This is a genomic window from Nonomuraea sp. NPDC048881 (assembly GCF_040649795.1).
Classification (GTDB): Bacteria; Actinomycetota; Actinomycetes; order Streptosporangiales; family Streptosporangiaceae; genus Nonomuraea.
Map to the genome: position 1 here is coordinate 141,239 of NZ_JBEZGC010000003.1, position 13,104 is coordinate 154,342.

The window sequence follows — 13,104 nt, forward strand, 5'->3', positions numbered from 1 at the left end:
AGCCCGCCGGGTCCGGGCGTCACATTCCGTAGGCTCGCGCCATTTCGGCCCGTCTGATAACCCGCATATTCCGGCCGGGTTCAGCGTCCGTAGAGTTCGAGTTCGCTGAGCATGCTGCAGGAGTCGCCGATCTCGGCGTCGCAGTCGTCCGTCGGCTCGGTGACGACCATGACGTGCGCCCCGGTGCGGGCCACCGTGTGGTAGCGCATGGCGTAGTCGGTCCGGTCCTCGACGGTGACGACGGGCTCGCCCCAGGAGCGGCCGTCGGCGGAGACGTACACGCGGGCGCCGGCCGCGTGCCCGGGGCGCAGGGCGAGGCCGATCCGGTTGATCGCGTACGGGCGGTCGAGGTGCAGGACGTACCGGCCGGGGCCGGCGGCGACGGCGCCGGACCAGTAGTCGGTGCTGCCGTCGAAGGCGCCCGCCGGGCCGGTGCGCGGCCGGCCGGGGCGGGTCCAGCGCATGTCGGTCTCGACCTTGAGCGCGCCGCGGCGGTACAGGGCGGCCAGGTCGAGCAGGTCGGGGCCGGGGGGCGTGACGGTGAACAGGCGGCGCTTGATCGCGTACCAGCCGCCGTTCTCGAACTTGCCGTGGGCCGGGCAGGCCGTCTCGTTGAGCAGCCCGTCGGGGCGCACGCCGGGCAGCTTGCAGTTGTCGAACACCTGGATCAGCCGGTGCGGGCCGACCGCGGCCACGGCGGTGTAGCCCGAGGAGCCGTGCACGTCCCGCACGCCGTCGCTGTTCCGGTACGTCACCGTCTGCTGCCGCCACTCCTCGCCGATCCCGTCGGGGGCGATCGCCAGCCAGTTGTGCGGACGCCCGGCGCTGAGCACGAGCACGCCGTCCGGCATCAGCAGCAGCCGCGGCGCCACGCCGCGCACCAGGCAGTCCTGGCCGTCGATGCGCAGCGGCCGGACCGGCGACCAGGTGCGGCCGCCGTCGGAGGAGCGGCTCTGGTGCAGCGTGGAGGGCGGCTCGCCGTCCCGGCGCAGCACCGCCAGCAGGGAGCCGTCGAGCGTCTGGGCCAGGGCGGTCTCGTTGTAGACGAACGGCCCTTGGGGCGGGGCGATCACGCCGCGCCTGGCGAACGTGCGGCCGCCGTCGTCGCTGGCGAACACCTCCGCCTGGTAGGCCTCGGTGTCGCCCTGGCGGATGTAGGCCGTGAACAGGATCGTGCCGTCGGCGAGCTGGATCGGCAGGCCGTGCGCGGCCCCGCCGGAGGCGCCGGCGTCCGGCGAGGAGACCGTGGCCTCCCAGCGCACCCAGCTCTCGTCGTGTGCGGAGGTGGAGGACAGCACGCCCAGCTTGGCGGTGCCCGGTCCGGAGCGCCGCAGGTAGTACTCCAGGGCCAGCAGGCGGCCGTCGCGCAGCTCGATCGGCGCCTCCCGCAGCGGCGTGCGGTTGCTCGGGCCGAACGTGACGCCGCCGTCGTCGGAGGTCGCCGACTCGCTGGAGAGGGTGACGACCTTGTCCACGTTGGTGGCGTAGGTGACCAGGAGCTTCCTGACCGGGGCGCCGTCGCGGCCCACCGTGTCCAGCGCCGCCACGCTCGGGAACCCGGCGAAGTCGAGCCGCTGCTCCGACGACGGCTCGCGCTCGGCGGGCGTCGGGTACGGGTAAATCCACCGCGGTGAGACATCAGTGTCGATCAGGTAAGGCCTCTCCGGAACCGACTTGCCGGTGAACTCCGGCATACGGCAGAACGTCTCGCCGGCGTGCGTGACCCCATGGGCCGCGGGCAGCCCGGCGGCCAGGAACACCGCCGCCAGCGCGGCTCTGGGCATCGCCACCGGGGACTCCTTCCTCTCGTGGCCGCTCGCGGGCGGCCGCCTCGCGACGGGCGAGGCCATGCCTTGTCTCTGCCCCCTCCGGCCCCTTGTTTCACCTGCGTCCCAGGGTTGCCAACCGTGCGTCCGATAGGTATTCGTTAAGTGTCAGTTGACAGCGACGTGCTGCGACCCGAGGATCAGAGCTGCAGGATTAAGTGTCAATTTACGTAGGAGGGACCTTCGGGTCTGGAGGTGGCCTCAGATGAGCATCGAGCCCAGGGCGCGAGTCGCCCCCGAGCGCGTGCCGCCGGTCTGGGCGGCGGACCCGGCGCCGGTGGCGCCGGAGACGGCGGCGCAGCAGAAGGTCGTCCAGCGCATCTGCGCCAGGGTGGCCCCCGAAGGGGTCGAGGTCGGCGTCGGCGAGCTGCCTCCCGGCGGCCTGCAGGTGTGGATCGACGCCCCCGTCCACGTCGACCCCCGCGAGGCATGGGTGCTCCACCACCGCATGGCCCGCGAGGTCAGCCTCGTCGGCTGGCACTGCGAGGCCGACAGCGACCGGCTGCTGGTGCTCGGCTGGAGCGCCGCCTGCCTGCACAACCGCATCAGGCTGCTGCAGAGCGGGCTGAAGCGGCTGTCCGACTTCGAGCACACCGCGCAGCGGGCCGTGCAACTGGAGGGCGAGGACCCGCGGGGCCGCACCGCGGCCGACGTCGCCGCCGCGACCCGCGCCGCCGTCGAGCGGCGGCTGCGCTGGCCGGCCCGGCTGGCCGAGCTCGACGGGTTCGACCGCAGCTCCGGCCTGGCCCACCTGCAACTGCTCCTGGCCCAGGTGGTCGGGCTGGAGTCGAAGGTGGCCGCGGCCTGCGAAGAGCACCTGATCATGGCCCGCGCCCTCGCGTGGTCCGTCTGCGAGCACTACGCCGCCCACGGCGACCTGCCCAGGGCGCAGCGCGAGGTGCTGGCCGAGACCCGCCGGTGGGTGCACGCCAGCTCGATCATCCGCGGCACCGCCGCCGTGCGCCCGGCCGGCGCGCCCCGTCCGCACATGGGGCTGACCGAGCGTCGGATCGCCGCCAGCGTCATCAACCACGGCGTGCCGAGGGCGACCCCCACGGCCGTCATCCCCCGCTCCGGCCACCAGGAGAGCACGTGACGACCCACGTGCCGCTCCACGGGCGGCAGCACGCACAACCCGTACGAACCCTGTAGGAGAGCTCCCGTCATGCGAACCCCACCGCATCTGCCCGCGCTCGTCCGGCACGAGTCGTCCGACACCGGACGCACCCGCGCCCGCCGCCACCCCTACGGCCCGCACGACGTGCCCGCACAGGCCGCCCCGCGCGGCTCACTCGACTTCCCCGCCCCCGCCCCCGCCGCCGTCCCGCCCGCGCCCTACGAGGCGTTCACCGAGCAGCGGCTGCGTGAGATCAGGGAGATGTCCACCCAGGCCATCGGCTCCATCGACGACCTCCTCCAGCACACCGCCTGACGTGATTTCGCATCCCCCGAGGAGAGCCATGCAGGGACTATCGCGAGTGGATCTGCGGCCGCGTGACGTGGGCGCCCACCGACCGCGTTCGCTGGCGGGCACCGAGACCCCGCACACCCTGGACGAGGTACGCGCCCTCGTCCGCCGGGCCATGGTGAGCAAGAGCCGCCTCTACCCGGTCAGCACCGGCAGGAACTGGGGCATGGGCTCCGCGCTGCCGGTCACCGAGGACAACGTCGTCGTCGACCTCAGCCGGATGAACCGCATCCGCGGCCTCGACCTGGAGGCCGGCTACGCCGTCATCGAGCCCGGCGTGACCCAGGCCCAGCTCGCCGAGGCGCTGCGGGACACGCCGTGGATGCTCAACGTCACCGCCTCCTGCGCCGACACCTCGGTCATCGGCAACGCCCTCGAACGCGGCGACGGCTGCTTCCGCTCCCGGGTCCAGGACGTGGCCGGCATCGAGGCCGTGCTCGCCGACGGCAGCGTGATCACCACCGGCGGGCTCGACCCCACCGGCGTCTACCACGGCCGGGTCGCCGGGCCCGACCTGACGGCCGCGTTCGTCCAGCACAACCTGGGCGTCGTCACCGCCATGGCCGTCTCGCTGGTGCCGCGCCCGGAGACGATCGGGCTCGTGCACGCGCGCATCCGGCGCGACCAGGTCGGCGCCGCGATCGGCGCGATGACCGGGTTCCTGCGCCGCGGCAACCCGGCAGGCGGGCTCATGCGGCTCCGCGAGCTCGCCCTCGCGCCCGGCCGCGACGGCGGCTGGCTGCTGCCGGCGGGCGTGGACACCGGCAAGTTCACCGTCCTCGGTCCGCTGCTCGGCACCGGCGCCACCGTCGAGCTGGCCGAGGAGATGCTGCGCAAGGCGCTCATCGAGGTCGAGGGCGGCGAGACGCTGCGCGTGCTCGATGCCGCCGCGGTCGGCCCCGACGACCCGCTCTACACCAGGGCGCTCACCGCCCAGGGCATCCCGACCTGCCAGGGCGTGCGCAACGCGCTCGGCGTCACCTCGTGCGACCAGATCGACGCCGGCGGCATGGGCTTCCTCGTGCTGCTGCCGCTGATGCCGCTGCACGCCACGAAGACCGAGCGCATCCTCGACGCCCTGCAGACCGCCGTCGACACCCACGGCATCGCCCTGATGGTGGAGTGGAACCTGGTCAGCCCGCACATGGCCAACGCCGTCATCCAGATCTTCTTCGACCGGGCCGACGCCGACGCCGCCCACCGCGCCCACCAGCTGCGCAACGACGCGAGCTGCCTGCTGCGCGGCAACGGCTGCGCCATCTACCGCTCCGACATCGACCACGCCGCCGCCGACGTCTGGTCCGAGACCAGCACCGCCAGCCTCGGCATGCTCCACCGGCTCAAGACCGCTCTCGACCCGGACGGCCTGCTCTCTCCCGGCCGTTACGGCGCCTGACCCCCCGAACCACCCCGCGCCGGTCGCACCCACCGCAGTGTGCCGGCCGGCGGGGAACCTGAGGCTTTCTTGCGAGGAGGACCGAGTGCGTGAGACACCAGTGGCCGTCAGAGCAACCGGCGTGACCCGCCGTCACGCCGTGATGCTGCGGCTGGTCGGCGCGGGCGTGATGCTGACCGTGATGGCCGACACCACGGCCACCACCCTGGCCGTCGGCGTGCTGCGTTACACCCCCGCGGGCGCCGGCATGCCGCTGGGCGACCTGGTCTGGCTGACCAGCGCCGCCTTCATCCCGATCGCGGCGCTGCTGGCCACGGCCGGCCGCTGGGCCGACCTGTTCGGCCGTCGCCGGGTGCTGGCCTTCGGGCTGGTGGTCTTCGTGGCCGGCGGGATCGCCACCGTGGCCGCGTCGTCCTGGTCGTTCGTGCTGGCCGCGCGGGCGGTGCAGGGCGCGGGCGCGGCGGCGATGATCCCGGCCAGCCTCGGGCTGCTGCTCGGCGAGCTGCCCGAGTCGCAGCGCCGGGGCGCGATCGCGCTGTGGAGCTCGGCCTCCGGGCTCGGCTGCCTGCTCATGCAGGCCGGCGGCGGCTGGCTGGCCGCCACCGTCGACTGGCGCGCCCTGTTCGTGCCCGACGTCGTCATGGGCGTCGCGCTGCTGATCGCCTGCGCCGCGCTCCCGTCCGGCAGGCGCGCCGCGGCCAAGGGCGTGCCGGACGTGCTCGGCGCCTGGCTGCTGGCCGCCGGGATCGCGGTGATCGTGCTGGCCATCTCCAAGGCCATGGCCTGGGGCATGGACGTCGTGTGGCTGGCCGTCGCGGCCCTGGCGCTGCTCGGCGGCGCGCTGGCCCAGGCCAGGCACCACCGCCTGCCCGCCATCGACCTGGCGTTGTGGCGGCAGCGCAAGTTCGTCTGGGGCTGGCTGGCCACCTGGTTCTTCGGCGCCCTGTCCTACGGGCTGCTCACCGTGCAGCCGCTGTACCTGCTGCACCTCGGCTACCCGATGCTGGAGGTGGCGATGTGGCTGACGCCCACCTCGGTGGCCGTCGTCGTCACCAGCTACCTGGCCGGCAAGCTGCTCAAGCACATCGGCGCGTACGGCCTGATCTACGCCGGCTCCCTGCTCTGCGGCGGCGCGTGCGTGCTGGTGCTGACCCAGTCAGGGCCGACGGTGTGGGGCCTGATCGCCAGCGTCGTGGTCGGCATGGGCGTCGGCGCGCTGGCGCCCGGCACCTCCGTGGCCACCACCCTGGCCGCCCGCCCCAGCCAGTACGCCTCCGCCGTCGGCGCGGCCACCATGGCCCGCATGGTCGGCGGGGCCGTCGGCATCGCCGTGGTGTCCCTCGTCATCGACCACCCGTTCATCCTGACCGGCCCGCTGGCCGGGCTGGCCGGCGCGCTCGCCATGTGCGTGGCCATCTCGGTGTTCATCGGGGCCATCGCACTCACCAAGATCACCCGGCTGCGGACCGACCCGGGCGACGACATGATCAAGGTGCCGCGCCGGCTGCTGCTGGAGCTGCGCATGACCCTCGCCACCGTCGCGGCGGAGGCCGACGCGCTGCTGCCTGTCGAGACCCGCACGACCCCCAGGGATCACATCCCGAGGCCCCGGGCGGCAGAGAGCTCGGAGACCTACGGAACCACGCACGTCTAGTTCAACCTCAAGAAGGGCTCTCGTCATGGCAACCACCTCGTGCGACGTGGCCATCGTCGGCGCCGGGCTCGGCGGCTGTTTCCTCGCACTGCTGCTGCGCCGCCGCGGGCAGCGCGTCGTCGTCATCGAGCAGGGACCTTCGATCCCCAGCGCGGGCGCCGACTTCCTCAAGCCCCCCGGCCTGCGGGTGCTGGCCCGCCACGGGCTGGCCGAGCTCGTCGAGCGCCACGGCCTGCGGCGCGACCTCATCCGCTACTACCACGACGGCGAGCCGATCAGGGAGTGCCGCTTCCCCGACGGGGGCTTCCTCATCCGCCCCTACCGCGAGCTGGTCGAGCTCATCTACGCCTGCTGCGCGATGGAGGGCGTCGAGTTCTGCTTCGACGCCGCCATCGAGCACGTCGAGCGCGAGGGCGACCGCATCGAGCTGCTGACGCTGTCCGACGGCAGCCGGCTGCGCGCCGACGTGGTCGTGGGCGCCGACGGCACCAAGTCGGCCGTGCGCCGGGCGCTCGACATCGACCAGGTCACCATGCCCTACGACCGGCTGCTGATGCGGGTGGCCACCGTGCCGCTGAGCGCCAGCGTCGCCCAGCTCAACCGGCTCTACTTCAGCTCCGGCGGCTGGCTCGCCTACCTCTACCCGCTCGACAAGGACCAGGCCAGGGTGTTCGTCGGCCTGCCCCCCGAGCAGGACGACGAGGTCTTCGGCCGGGGCGCCGCCGGCCTGCCCGACATGCTGAAGGGCTTCGTCACCGACAGCACCGACGCCTTCGCCTCCCTGCAGGCCGCCGCCTGGCAGCCGATCAGGGTCTCGTCGCTGCGGGTGGGGGCGTACCACAGGGGCAACGCCGCGCTGCTCGGCTCGGCCGCCTTCGCCTGCCACCCGATGACCGGCATGGGCATGAGCTACACCCTGTACGACGCCGAGATCCTGGCCGACGTCATCTCCGCGGCCGGCGGCGACCTGCCGCTGCTCGACAAGCTGCTCCAGGCCCGCTACGAGCCGCGCCGGCAGGCGCACCGGCAGCTCATCGACTACGGCGACGCCCTGGCCGCCACGTTCCACGACCGGCGGGCGTACCTGCGGGCCTTCCGCGCCGACCTGCACATCTACGGCGACGAGGCGGCGCCCCGCACCGCTCCCGCGCTGCAGCCGATCTGACCCCGCCGCCCTCCGCGAGGCCCCGGCGCGCCCGCCTCAGAGCCGTGCGGGCGGGGCGGCCGGGCCCCGGTAGGGCAGGGTCTGGCTGTAGACGATGCTGGTCGTGGTGCTGCCGAACCGGGCCAGCTCGTCGATGACGCGTTCGAGGTGGGGCATCGAGCCGGCCGCCACCTTCAGCGTGTAGCAGTCCTCGCCGGTGGTGCGCAGGCATTCGAGGATCTCCGGGCGCTCGCCGAGCAGGCGGCGCAGCGGCTCGTGCCGGCTGCCGGGATACTTCAGCCGCACGACGGCCAGCACGCCGAACCCGACCTTGCCCAGATCGACCTCCGCCCGGTAGCCGGCGATGACGCCCAGCGCCTCCAGCCGCCTGACCCGCTCGGTCGTCGCCGAGGCGCTGAGGTTGACCCGGCGGCCCAGCTCGGTCAGCGGCAGCCGGCCCTCCCGCTGCAGCTCCGCCAGGATCGCCCAGTCGGTGTCGTCGAGATCCTCGGCCATCCGGCGAATATACCGGCAGATCCACGGCGATCCCCGCCGCACACCGTGAGCGGGGCCTTCAGTCCGGCGGGACGGCCTGGATAGCCTTCGGTGTCATGAGAATCGGCGTGAACGTACCGAACTTCGGGCCCGGCACCGACCCGGCCACGCTGCGGCGATGGGCGCAGACCGTCGAGAGCCTCGGCTACGACCTGCTGATGATCTCCGACCACGTCGCGATCACCCCCGACGTCGCCCAGCAGTACCCGGGTCCCTTCTACGAGCCGTTCACCACGCTCTCCTGGCTGGCCGGGATCACCACGCGGGTCAGGCTCGGCACCTCGGTGCTCATCGTGCCGTACCGGCATCCGCTGGTGATGGCCCGGATGGCGGCCAACCTCGACCGGTTCAGCGGCGGCCGGCTGGTGCTCGGCGTGGGCATCGGCTGGGCGCGGCAGGAGTTCGACGCGCTCGGGGTGCCGTTCGAGCGGCGCGGACGGCTGACCGACGACCACCTGCTGGCCATGCGCGCCGCCTGGTCCGCCGCCGACGACTACCGCGCAGGGCCCATCCCGTTCTGGGTCGGCGGCAACGGCGAGGCCGGCCTGCGCCGCGCCGTACGGCTGGGCCAGGCGTGGCACCCCCTGCGCAACACCCTGCCCTGGCTGCGCGAGGCCGCCGGGCGGCTGGCGGACGTCGCCGGCGAGCTCGGCCGCCCGGTGCCCGCGTTCGCGCCGCGCATCCTGCTGCGGCTGACCGCCGAGCCGGTCACCGGCCCCGGCCGCCACGCCGGGGAGGGCACCCTCGACCAGGTTCTGGCCGACCTCGACGCGCTGCGGCAGCTGGGCGCCGACACCGTCGTGCTCGACCCGTTCGCCGGCGACCCCGCCGAGACGCTGCACCCCCAGACGGCCTGGCACGCGCTCGCCGCCGTGGCCGGCCACTGGGACCTCGAATCCCGCGACCCGTCCAAGGAGGACGACGATGACCCCCGATGACGAGACCCTGCTGCGCCGGGCCATCGAGCTGGCCGCCCGCGCCCGCGCGAACGGCGAGGCCCCCTTCGGCTCGCTGCTGGCCGGCCCCGGCGGCGAGGTGCTGGCCGAGGAGCACAACACGGTCCTCGGCGACCGCGACATCTCCGCCCACCCGGAGCTGAAGCTGGCCCGCTGGGCCGCCCGCGAGCTGACCCCGGAGGCCGCGGCCGCCACCACCATGTACACCAGCTGCCAGCCGTGCGGCATGTGCGCGGGCGCCATCGAACGCTCCGGCCTCGGCCGCGTGGTGTACGCCCTGTCGAACGAGCAGCTCGCCGGCCTGAAGACCGGCCCCGGCTGGCCGCACGTCCCGCAGGAGGGCCCGGCCCTGTACGCCGAGGCCAGCGCCCCGCTGGAGGGCTACTACCGCTGACCCGCGCGGCCCCGCCGGGGGCCGCCGATGGTAGGGCCTGCCCCACCATCAGGACGGGTGACAGCGGGGGTCCGCCGGAAGGCCGCCGCCGCGATGCTGAGGAGTGTTCACGCCCGCCTCACCAGCATCGGAGAGAGCATTGACCGTGGTGGAAACCCCTCGCGCCGCGCCCCGGGGGAGCGACTTCGCGCAGTTGTCGCGCCGCATCGCCCAGGCGGGGCTGATGGAGCGGCGGCCCGCCTACTACGCGATCAGGATCGGCCTGGTGGCCGCCCTGTTCGCCGGAGGGTGGACGCTGTTCGCCGCGGTCGGCGACTCCTGGGGGCAGCTCGGCGTCGCGGCGCTGCTGGCCGTCGCCTTCGCCCAGGTCACGCTGCTGGCCCACGACCTGGCGCACGGCCAGGTGTTCCGGTCGCGGCGGCGCAGCAGGATCGCCGGGCTGGTGGTCGGCAACCTGACCGTCGGGCTCAGCTACGGCTGGTGGATGGACAAGCACACCCGCCACCACGCCAACCCCAACCACGAGGAGCACGACCCCGACGTCGCGCCCGACATCCTCATCTGGTCGCGGCGGCAGGCCGAGGCCAGCCGCGGGCTGCCCCGCTTCATCGGCAGGTGGCAGGCGTTCCTGTTCTTCCCCCTGCTCACCCTGGAGGGCCTGAACCTGAAGGTGGCCGGCTTCCGCGCCCTGCGCAGGGTGAAGGGCGGACGCACCGAGGGGCTGCTGCTCGTCGCGCACAACCTGGCCTACCTCGCGGGGGTGTTCGCGGTGCTGCCGCCCGGCAAGGCGCTCGCCTTCCTCGCCGTGCACCAGGCCTGCTACGGCGTGTACCTGGGCTGCACGTTCGCTCCCAACCACAAGGGCATGCCGGTGCTCACCGCCGAGGACTCCCTGGACTTCCTCCGCCGCCAGGTGCTGACCTCCAGGAACGTGCGCGGCGGCCGGCTGATGAACGTCGCGCTCGGCGGGCTCAACTACCAGATCGAGCACCACCTGTTCCCCGGCATGCCCTCGGCCAACCTGCGCCGCGCCCGGCCCCTCGTGCGCGAGTACTGTCGGGAGCTCGGCGTCGCGTACGCCGAGTGCGGGCTCGTCGAGTCGTGGGCCCAGGCCATGCGGCACCTGCACGACGTCGGGGCGCCGCTGCGCGCCCCTCAGGAGGTGACCACCAGCTCCAGGCCCTCCTGATCCTCCCGGATCACGTGGCCGGCCCCGGCCAGGACCATCCGCAGCGCGAGCAGGACCGCGGTGCGGATGGTCGCGTACTTCGCCAGGTGGGCGGCGGTGTCGGTGCCGGCCGGACCCCAGACGACCACCACGCCGCGGGACGGATCGAGCCAGACGGTGAGCCCCCCGTCGACCGGCAGCAGGGACGGCTCGACGTTGAAACCCGCGTCGGTCAGCTCCCGCCGGACCACCAGTTCCAGATCCGGCCCATCGCCTCGGGCGAAGTCCATCAGAGTCCGCTGCCCCCGCGCGGACACGCCGAACGCGCCGCCTGGTAAGTGTGGCGGTTGTGTAAGGATGGCGGCTGTGACCGCCGCGTCCGTCTGGCTGCGTCTGTCGCGGGCCGTCGTGTTCGCGACGGTCTGCGGCTTGGTGTCCGCGGCGGGGCACCTGCTGGCCGGTGGCGGGGCCGTCCCGCTCTGGGGCGGCGCGCTCGGGGTGCTGGCCGCCCTCGCCGCCGCGCTCACGATCAACGGCCGCGAGCGCGGCCCCGCGGCGATCCTGGCCGCCACCACGCTCACCCAGCTCGTGCTGCACCAGCTCTTCGAACGCCTCGCGCCCGCCACGGGCGCCGCCGCCGGGCACGGTCATCCCGCGCCCGCCATGGCGCTGGTCCACCTCACCGTGGCCGCGCTGACGGCCTGGTGGCTGCACCGCGGCGAGCGCGCGCTGTGGCTCATGATCCGCCTGTCCGCCGCGCCGCCCCCGATCCTCGGGCCGCTGCCGCTCGCGCCGGTCGAGGCGCTGAGCCCGCCGCGCCGCCCCGACGGGCGCCCTCCGGCGTACGCCGACGTCCCCACTCCGATGGGCAGGACCGCCTGCCGCACGGTCACCCGGCGAGGACCACCCCGGCGGCTCCGCCTCCGCTGAAGTGCCGCGTCCGGTCCAGGACGCGTCCCCGTCCTTGCTCTTCCGTGCCCGGACGGCGCCCCGGCGCCGGTCCGGCCGTCCGCATCCGGAGCTCCCATGAAACCCTCCTGGCCCTTCCGCCTGGCCGCGCTCGCCTGCGCGGCCCTCCTGGCGCTGCTGCCGTCCACCGCGGCGCTCGCCCACGACACGCTCAAGAGCAGCTCACCGGCCAAGAACGCGCAGTTGTCCGCGATGGAGCGGATCGAGCTGGAGTTCAACGCCCACGTCCAGTTCCCCTTCGTCGTGCTGCACGATGCGGCGGGCAAGGCCGTCGAGGTCGGCAAGCCCCGCGTCGAGGGGCCCAAGGTGTTCGCCGAGGTGCCCCGGCAGCCCGCGCCCGGTTCGTACGTGATCGCCTGGCGTGTCGTGTCCTCGGACGGACATCCGATCGAGGGCGAAATCCCGTTCGTCATGAAAGGATCTACTTCGCAACCGGCAGCGGCGCCCTCGCCCGTCGAGGAACGGCCCGCCGCGACGGGCGTCCCCGGCTGGATCTGGGGCGGGCTGGCGGTGCTCGTCGTGTTGGGCGCGGTCCTCCTGATCAGGGGCGCGCGCCGCGGCCCTGACCGGGAGGACGTGGATGCTGGTTGAGCGGGCCAGGCAGCTCGCGCGGCGGTGGGTGCTCGACGAGGGCGCCCGCCTGCCCGGGTTCGAGGGGGCGTTCCTGACCGGGTCCGCGCTGTGGGCGGCCCCGGGCACGGAACTCGGCTCCACGTCCGACGTGGACGTGATGGTGCTCGCCGACCCGCCGCCCGCGATCGGCAAGTTCCGCTACGAGGGCGTCCTGCTGGAGGTCTCCGGCATCGCCCGCATCGGCTCCACCCACGAGGTGCTGAGCGACTACCACCTGGCCGGCAGCTTCCATCTGCCCAGCGTGCTGGCCGACCCGACCGGGCGGCTCGGCGAGATCCAGCGCCTGGTGGCCCGCGACTTCGCCGAGCGGCCCTGGATCATCGCCCGCTGCACGCAGGCGATGGACCGGGTGCGCGGCTGGATCAACTCCATGGACGAGAACGCGCCCGTCCCCGAGCAGGTGGCGTCCTGGCTGTTCGGCACGGGCGTGACCACGCACGTCCTGCTGGTCGCCGGGCTGCGCAACCCGACTGTGCGCCGCCGGTACGTCGCCGTGCGCGAGCTGCTGGCCGGGCACGGCCGGCTCGACTGGCACGAGCACCTGCTCGAACTGCTGGGCTGCGCGCGGATGACCCCCCAGCGGGTGGAGCGGCACCTGGCGGCCCTGGAGGCGGTCTTCGACGCGACGGCCGGGCTGGAGGCGCCCTCCTACCGCTTCACCTCCGACATCACGCCGCAGGCGCGTCCGATCGCCATCGACGGCAGCCGCGAGCTCGTCGCCGCCGGGCTCCACCGGGAGGCGGTGTTCTGGCTGGTCGCCACGTACGCGCGCTGCCTGGACAAACGCGCCGCCGCCGGCGCGCCGGCCGGGTACGAGGAGGGCTTCCAGGAGCTGCTGGCCGACCTGGGCGCCGAGACGTTCGCCGACCGGCGCCGCCGCGGCGACCACGTGCTGGCCGCCCTGCCCAGCCTGTGGCAGACGGCCATGGCACTGTGCTGAC

At 73.8% G+C, this 13,104-nt stretch carries 14 protein-coding genes; 11 read left to right on the plus strand and 3 right to left on the minus strand.

The genetic code is table 11. The features are described from left to right. Positions 1-80: 80 nt before the first annotated feature. Positions 81-1,784, minus strand: a complete 1,704-nt coding sequence (locus tag AB0C33_RS11520; RefSeq protein ID WP_358287548.1) for an exo-alpha-sialidase — start codon at positions 1,782-1,784, stop codon at positions 81-83. A 247-nt stretch (positions 1,785-2,031) separates the two neighbouring features. Between AB0C33_RS11520 and AB0C33_RS11525 the strand changes: the two genes are divergently transcribed. From AB0C33_RS11525 to AB0C33_RS11545, 5 genes are all read left to right on the plus strand, one after another. After that, on the plus strand, positions 2,032-2,922 hold the full coding sequence (locus AB0C33_RS11525) for a hypothetical protein (protein ID WP_358286245.1): 891 nt from the start codon (positions 2,032-2,034) through the stop codon (positions 2,920-2,922). 69 nt (positions 2,923-2,991) lie between these two features. Next, positions 2,992-3,258 (plus strand): hypothetical protein, encoded by a 267-nt coding sequence (locus tag AB0C33_RS11530; protein ID WP_358286247.1) that lies wholly within the window; start codon positions 2,992-2,994, stop codon positions 3,256-3,258. Between the two features lie 46 nt (positions 3,259-3,304). Beyond that, complete coding sequence (locus tag AB0C33_RS11535) at positions 3,305-4,690, plus strand: FAD-binding oxidoreductase (RefSeq protein ID WP_358286249.1); 1,386 nt, start codon at positions 3,305-3,307, stop codon at positions 4,688-4,690. Between the two features lie 85 nt (positions 4,691-4,775). Beyond that, the gene (locus tag AB0C33_RS11540; RefSeq protein ID WP_358286251.1) at positions 4,776-6,344 is read left to right on the plus strand and encodes an MFS transporter; all 1,569 of its coding nucleotides are present in this window, start codon (positions 4,776-4,778) and stop codon (positions 6,342-6,344) included. Positions 6,345-6,369: 25 nt separating this feature from the next. Then, positions 6,370-7,509 (plus strand): FAD-dependent monooxygenase, encoded by a 1,140-nt coding sequence (locus AB0C33_RS11545; protein WP_358286253.1) that lies wholly within the window; start codon positions 6,370-6,372, stop codon positions 7,507-7,509. A gap of 36 nt (positions 7,510-7,545) precedes the next feature. Here AB0C33_RS11545 and AB0C33_RS11550 read toward each other — a convergent pair whose 3' ends face one another. Then, the gene (locus AB0C33_RS11550; RefSeq protein WP_358286255.1) at positions 7,546-8,004 is read right to left on the minus strand and encodes an Lrp/AsnC family transcriptional regulator; all 459 of its coding nucleotides are present in this window, start codon (positions 8,002-8,004) and stop codon (positions 7,546-7,548) included. A gap of 95 nt (positions 8,005-8,099) precedes the next feature. On the opposite strand from AB0C33_RS11550, the gene AB0C33_RS11555 reads away from it, so the two are divergent. The 3 genes from AB0C33_RS11555 (at position 8,100) to AB0C33_RS11565 (ending at position 10,582) form a co-directional block, all read left to right on the plus strand. After that, entirely contained in the window at positions 8,100-8,981 is an 882-nt protein-coding gene (locus AB0C33_RS11555) for an LLM class flavin-dependent oxidoreductase (RefSeq protein ID WP_358286257.1), read from the plus strand. After that, positions 8,968-9,393: a nucleoside deaminase gene (locus tag AB0C33_RS11560; RefSeq protein WP_357976749.1), complete on the plus strand. Its 426-nt coding sequence runs from the start codon at positions 8,968-8,970 to the stop codon at positions 9,391-9,393. The genes AB0C33_RS11555 and AB0C33_RS11560 overlap by 14 nt, the downstream gene beginning before the upstream one ends. Before the next feature lie 223 nt (positions 9,394-9,616). Further along, a complete protein-coding gene (locus tag AB0C33_RS11565) occupies positions 9,617-10,582 on the plus strand; it encodes an acyl-CoA desaturase (protein WP_358287551.1) in 966 nt (321 codons plus the stop codon). Here the strand turns inward: AB0C33_RS11565 and AB0C33_RS11570 are convergent. Then, positions 10,549-10,851 (minus strand): hypothetical protein, encoded by a 303-nt coding sequence (locus AB0C33_RS11570; RefSeq protein ID WP_358286259.1) that lies wholly within the window; start codon positions 10,849-10,851, stop codon positions 10,549-10,551. The genes AB0C33_RS11565 and AB0C33_RS11570 overlap by 34 nt on opposite strands. Positions 10,852-10,927: 76 nt before the next feature. On the opposite strand from AB0C33_RS11570, the gene AB0C33_RS11575 reads away from it, so the two are divergent. The 3 genes from AB0C33_RS11575 to AB0C33_RS11585 all read left to right on the plus strand — a co-directional run bounded on the left by AB0C33_RS11575 (position 10,928) and on the right by AB0C33_RS11585 (position 13,103). Further along, complete coding sequence (locus AB0C33_RS11575; RefSeq protein ID WP_358286261.1) at positions 10,928-11,491, plus strand: hypothetical protein; 564 nt, start codon at positions 10,928-10,930, stop codon at positions 11,489-11,491. Positions 11,492-11,587: 96 nt separating this feature from the next. Further along, a complete protein-coding gene (locus AB0C33_RS11580) occupies positions 11,588-12,121 on the plus strand; it encodes a copper resistance CopC family protein (protein ID WP_358286262.1) in 534 nt (177 codons plus the stop codon). After that, positions 12,111-13,103 (plus strand): hypothetical protein, encoded by a 993-nt coding sequence (locus AB0C33_RS11585; protein ID WP_358286264.1) that lies wholly within the window; start codon positions 12,111-12,113, stop codon positions 13,101-13,103. Before AB0C33_RS11580 ends, AB0C33_RS11585 begins: the two co-directional genes overlap by 11 nt. The last annotated feature ends 1 nt before the right edge of the window (position 13,104 follow it).

Coding starts and splice junctions, on each gene's coding strand:
- AB0C33_RS11520 (WP_358287548.1), bottom strand. CDS start 1,784: ATGCCCAGAGCCGCGCTGGCGGCGGTGTTCCTGGCCGCCGGGCTGCCC.
- AB0C33_RS11525 (WP_358286245.1), top strand. CDS start 2,032: ATGAGCATCGAGCCCAGGGCGCGAGTCGCCCCCGAGCGCGTGCCGCCG.
- AB0C33_RS11530 (WP_358286247.1), top strand. CDS start 2,992: ATGCGAACCCCACCGCATCTGCCCGCGCTCGTCCGGCACGAGTCGTCC.
- AB0C33_RS11545 (WP_358286253.1), top strand. CDS start 6,370: ATGGCAACCACCTCGTGCGACGTGGCCATCGTCGGCGCCGGGCTCGGC.
- AB0C33_RS11550 (WP_358286255.1), bottom strand. CDS start 8,004: ATGGCCGAGGATCTCGACGACACCGACTGGGCGATCCTGGCGGAGCTG.
- AB0C33_RS11555 (WP_358286257.1), top strand. CDS start 8,100: ATGAGAATCGGCGTGAACGTACCGAACTTCGGGCCCGGCACCGACCCG.
- AB0C33_RS11560 (WP_357976749.1), top strand. CDS start 8,968: ATGACCCCCGATGACGAGACCCTGCTGCGCCGGGCCATCGAGCTGGCC.
- AB0C33_RS11565 (WP_358287551.1), top strand. CDS start 9,617: ATGGAGCGGCGGCCCGCCTACTACGCGATCAGGATCGGCCTGGTGGCC.
- AB0C33_RS11570 (WP_358286259.1), bottom strand. CDS start 10,851: ATGGACTTCGCCCGAGGCGATGGGCCGGATCTGGAACTGGTGGTCCGG.
- AB0C33_RS11580 (WP_358286262.1), top strand. CDS start 11,588: ATGAAACCCTCCTGGCCCTTCCGCCTGGCCGCGCTCGCCTGCGCGGCC.
- AB0C33_RS11585 (WP_358286264.1), top strand. CDS start 12,111: ATGCTGGTTGAGCGGGCCAGGCAGCTCGCGCGGCGGTGGGTGCTCGAC.